This window comes from Bacillota bacterium (assembly GCA_040754675.1).
Lineage (GTDB): Bacteria > Bacillota > Limnochordia > Limnochordales > Geochordaceae > Geochorda.
Genome location: JBFMCJ010000343.1, coordinates 1 through 4,480 on the forward strand (window position 1 = coordinate 1; position 4,480 = coordinate 4,480).

Genomic DNA, 4,480 nt, shown 5'->3' on the forward strand with positions numbered 1-4,480 from the left:
TGGCCTGGGTGCGCGCCGGGAGCTATGACGGCCTGGTGCGGATGCTCCGGGATGGCCGCCTGGAGCCCGGGGCGCTGCTGGACTGGTTCGTCCCCAAGGTCTCGCGGTTCTTCCGCGACAGCGACCGCTTTGCCGAGCTGAAGAGCCGCCACCTGCCCCGCCTGGCGGAGCTTGCCGGGGAAGGGCAACTCCGCGCCTGGAGCGCCGGGTGCAGCCTGGGTGCGGAGGCCTACTCGGTGGCGATGCTGCTGGAGGACCTTGGGCCGCCTAGCGGCTACCGCTTGCTGGCGACCGACCTGAGCGAGGCGGCGCTGGAGGTGGCGCGGCGGGCCGTGTACGAGTTCGAGTACCTGCATGAACTGCCGATTCGCTACTTCCGCCGCTGGGTGCGGCCGGCGGGGGACCTGTGGGCGCTGGATGGCCGGCTGAAGGAGAGGGTGGAGTTCCGCGGGCACGACCTTCTCTCGGACCCCTACCCGGAGGGGATGCACCTTGTGGTGTGCCGCAATGTTCTGATCTACTTCCAGCCGGAGGTCCGCCGGCCCATTCTGGCGCGCCTGGCCGGGTCGCTGGTCCCGGGCGGGGTGCTGTTCCTGGGGGCGGCGGACATGGTGCTGTCTCCCGGCGAGGCGGGGCTGCGGCACGTCTCGCCCTGCTTCTGCGTGAAGGAGTGCTGAAAGCGATGGCGCGCGCCAAGGCGGGCGCTGTTCGGCGGAGAGGGAACGCCGCGCTTGCCGCGGGCGTGCATGCGGCCCTGTTGTGGCCGCGCGGCCTGGCGCGCGCTACTGGAGGCGAAGCCTCGTTGTCTTCAGCGCCAGAAGGGGAGGATAGCCCGTGACCCTTGAAGAGTTGTACGGTTGTAGGCCGAATCTGGCCTGGGACATGCTGCATGTGACGGGGTACGCAGGGGTGGTGTTGGTTTGCGAGGGGCGAGAAATGGCCCTGCGGTACGCTGAAGAGTACGTGGTGTTCAAGAAGCCCGTTGGCGAAATCGCTCTGGTTCGTTGCCGGGATGGTCTTGAAGCCGCGTCTCTGGACGGGGAAAAGCGGGAAGCACGGCCCGTTTGCCCCCGGGATGTGGAGGCCCGTGCGATCCCGGTACGGGGCGAGGACGGGGAGTGGTGGCTGCGGGACTTTCGGGTGTGTTCCGCCGACTCGGAGGACAGTTTGGCCCGTGTGGTTCTGATGAAGCTGGTGCCGGGCGTCATGCAGGTGGTGGTTGCCGATCCTGTCAGCCCGCGCGGGTGGCGGTGGCTGGCCGGTGTTGGCGGGATCTCGGTGGTGTGCTTTGTTAGGCGAGAGGATGCTCCTGTCTGGCACGATACGGGTCTTCTGGTGGCGCGGTTTGAGCCGTCGCGGGTGCGGCATCCCCTGGAAAGGGGGCTGCTGTCCGGGGTGGTGTCGGGAGAGGCCATTACGCAGTCCCGGGAATCCGGAACCTGTGGAACCGAGGTGGTGGCTTGTGCCCGAAGCTGAGCCGTTGCTGCGTTTTCTCCCGCGGCTTCCGAAGCCGCTGTGGATTTTTGTGATCGGCTGGGCTTCGTCGGTTCCGATGCTTGCCCTGGTTGGGTTTGGTTTTTGCTCCGCGGGGCTAATTGTCCCGCGGCACTGCGCGCGGTGTCCTGGGACGGGCTGTGGTAACCGGGGACGCGGTGCCATTCATGATCGTGGTGGGTAACGGGGCTGGGTGGTGATGCGGCCGGACGGACGCAGTTGAAGCCGGGGGTCTCTTTGTTCGCCGCGGCCTACAACGAGCGGAGCGGGCGTGGTTGCCGGCTGAATGCGAGGAGAGATTGAGGTGCCGTTCTGGTACACCGTGGTCCAGTACGTCCCCGGGCCCGTTGCTGGAGAGCGGGTCAACCTCGAGATCATCGCCTGGGGTAGCGGAGAGGTTGTCTGCGCATTCGTGGATGACGTCGCCCGTGCCCGCGCGCGACACCTGAGCTGGCCCACGCAGTTCTGGACATGCTGGCGGGGTGTTCGGGGTGCGGCGGAGCGGGAACCTGCCAGGCCCCTGTATCGTCTGATGTTGCTGTGCCGGAGGTGAGTGAACTTGAAGCTGGCTGAGGCTCTTCTTGAGCGCAAGGACCTCCTGAAGCGCCTGGGGGTGCTGAGGGAGCGCTTGGTTGCCGACGCCAAGGTTCAGGAGGGCGACCGGCCTGCCCAGGACCCGGAAGAACTGCTCTCCGAGGCCGAGGGTCTGTGCCGGCGACTCAAGGACCTGGTGGTGGCCATAAACCGGGCGAATTCCCGGGCGTGCCTGTCCGATGGGCGCACGCTGACGGAGGCCATAGCGGAGAGGGACGTGCTGAGGCTGTGGCACGGCCTCCTGGCGGCGGTGGCGGAGGCCGCCGTGCCGTCCCGCGACCGGTTCGGGCTGGGCCGCCAGGAGATCAAGTACGTGCCGACCGTGGACGTGGCCGCCCTGAGGAAGCGTGCCGATGAGGTGGCGAAGGCCTGCCGTGAGCTCGACGCCGAGATCCAGGCCGTGAACTGGCAGGCCGACCTGTAGTTTGCCTGTTCCCTGCCGCTGAGGGCGCGGCCTTCTCCCGGGGGCCTTGTTTCCGGGGGGTCTGGTAGCGGCTGTGGAAGGCCCTACTTCCTGAAGGCGCACCGGGCAATGTGCACGCGCGCATGGGGTACCGGGCAATGGGCACTACCTTGCGCTGGTGGCGGGGATGGGTGCGGGGCCGGGGAGTTTATCCCCGGCCCCGCGCTGTTTTCCGCCGCAGTTTGGATCCTCTGGGACCGACAACACGCTTGAGCTTTCAGGGTGTGTCGGGAACAAACAGAGGGTCGCGGAGAGTGGGGTGTTTTGTCCGGTGCGGGGGTGCTGGCGCTTGGCCGCCTGGTTTGAGGGGTCAAGGCCGTGTTGTTGCGCCAGAGCTTAGACCGGCCCCGGGCTTGACGTCCTGGGCCGCTGATTCTTGATGGGGGTGTGTGGCAATGCTCCGCTGGTGGCCGGTGCCTTGTGCGCGCTTGCGCGGTTTGCGATGGCGCATGTAGATCTCCTTCGGGTGGTTGGGGAAGCCAGGGATCGCGGGAAGGTCGTGGAAACGCGGCGGTGTCGCCTGGCGCCGCTTGCGCTTACCGGCGCTGCGGTTGCCGCGGCTCTCGGTGGGGCCTGTCTGGCCGGGATGCTGTCACGCTGAGGGGTGGCTGCGGTGGCCTGGGTGGCGAGAGGAGGTTCAGGCATCTGCTGGATGCGCTGAGGCAGGGCATTCCTGGCGGTGTGCTCGCTGGCGTGGCCTTTTCCGTGGCGCCCGGACCCGCGAGGGCTGTCATCGAGGCTGTGGCGATGGACCCGGGGGTGCGGTTCACCAGGCGACGGCCAGGTATTCACTTGGGGCCGCAACGAGCGCGGCGAGCCTGCCACGGCGGCTACGGCGGACCGGTTTGCGCCAGATGCAGCGCCTCGCCGCTCTCAAAAAGCGTGGCTCCGGCGAATCGTTATAGCGAAAGGGCAGACCCAGCGAAAGCCGGAGGCGCAAGGCCGCGGGGCCTAGAGCAAAACGCTGTGGCGGCCCGGCTGCTGGGAAAGGGGGAGTTCCCGGCCTGTCGGCTGCCGGAGGGAGGTGTGGCGAGCCGGGAAGTTGCGCTGTGAGTTTGCTCTGGCAGTGACCATATAGCCGAAAGGGAGGGATTGTAGCGTGGGGAGACCGTTGAAAGCGGTCGCGGTGTTGACTCTGGCCCTGGTGTTCCTGGTAGGAGCGGCGGGCTCCACCCTGGCCGGCGGGAAGAAGTTCTTCCTTGACGAGGACCAGGCTCCCTGGGCGAAGGCGTGCCTTGCCGCAGCGAGCCTGAGAGGGCTGTTGAAGGGCGACCCCGACGGGCGGTTCCGGCCCAACGATTCCCTGAAGCGGGAGGAGCTGGTGACGGCCCTGGTGCGGTTCGCCGGCCTGGAGGAGGTCGCGGAGTCGATGTCGCAGGCGGCCCTGCCGTTCCGCGACTCGGCGGAGGTCCTGAGGAAGGCTGCCTGGGCGCGCGGGTACCTTGCTGCGGCTCATGATGCCGGCATGCTGCCGGAGGGAGAGGACGGGTTCCTGCCCGGCGAGGCTGCGGACAGGCTCTGGGCTGCTGAATTGCTGGTCAGGGCCCTGGGCCTGCAGGCTGAAGCGGAGCTGCGCGCCGGCGAGGGCGTCGACTTCACGGATGTGAAGGACGTCCCGCCCGAGAAGCTGGGATACCTGGCGGTTGCCGTCGAGCGCGGCCTGCTGCAGGGCTTCCCCGATGGGACCTTCCGGCCCAGGGAGAAGCTGACGCGGGCCCAGCTTGCCGCGCTTCTTGAGCGGGCGGCCGTGTACAAGAAGCAGTTGGGGAAGTATGAGGTCCGTGGCACGGTGGCCGAGGTGGTGTACGGGGAAGAGCAGCAAATAGCCCTGTACCTGGACGGGTCCCAGAAGGACCTGCGGCGCTGCCCGGTTTCCCATGATGCCCTGGTGCTGGTGGACGCCAAGGAGGCTGCCCTGGAGGACGTCAA

The 4,480-nt window shown here is 67.8% G+C and carries 5 protein-coding genes and 1 riboswitch; all 5 genes read left to right on the forward strand.

Annotation, left to right across the window (positions count from 1 at the left end; all coding sequences use genetic code 11):
* Positions 1–677 (forward strand): protein-glutamate O-methyltransferase CheR (locus AB1609_16380; protein ID MEW6048026.1); only part of this gene is annotated, 677 nt, incomplete at its 5' end.
* A 157-nt stretch (positions 678–834) separates the two neighbouring features.
* Complete coding sequence (locus tag AB1609_16385) at positions 835–1,476, forward strand: hypothetical protein (protein MEW6048027.1); 642 nt, start codon at positions 835–837, stop codon at positions 1,474–1,476.
* Positions 1,477–1,780: 304 nt separating this feature from the next.
* Positions 1,781–2,047: a hypothetical protein gene (locus AB1609_16390; protein MEW6048028.1), complete on the forward strand. Its 267-nt coding sequence runs from the start codon at positions 1,781–1,783 to the stop codon at positions 2,045–2,047.
* Between the two features lie 6 nt (positions 2,048–2,053).
* Positions 2,054–2,512, forward strand: a complete 459-nt coding sequence (locus AB1609_16395) for a DIP1984 family protein (GenBank protein MEW6048029.1) — start codon at positions 2,054–2,056, stop codon at positions 2,510–2,512.
* A gap of 940 nt (positions 2,513–3,452) precedes the next feature.
* Positions 3,453–3,537: riboswitch (cyclic di-GMP riboswitch) on the forward strand.
* Between the two features lie 113 nt (positions 3,538–3,650).
* Positions 3,651–4,480: S-layer homology domain-containing protein (locus AB1609_16400; protein ID MEW6048030.1), on the forward strand; the 830-nt coding region annotated here is incomplete at its 3' end.

Bases quoted from the DNA above. Each gene is read 5' to 3' on its own strand.
- AB1609_16390 (MEW6048028.1), top strand. From the start codon at position 1,781: ATGCGAGGAGAGATTGAGGTGCCGTTCTGGTACACCGTGGTCCAGTAC.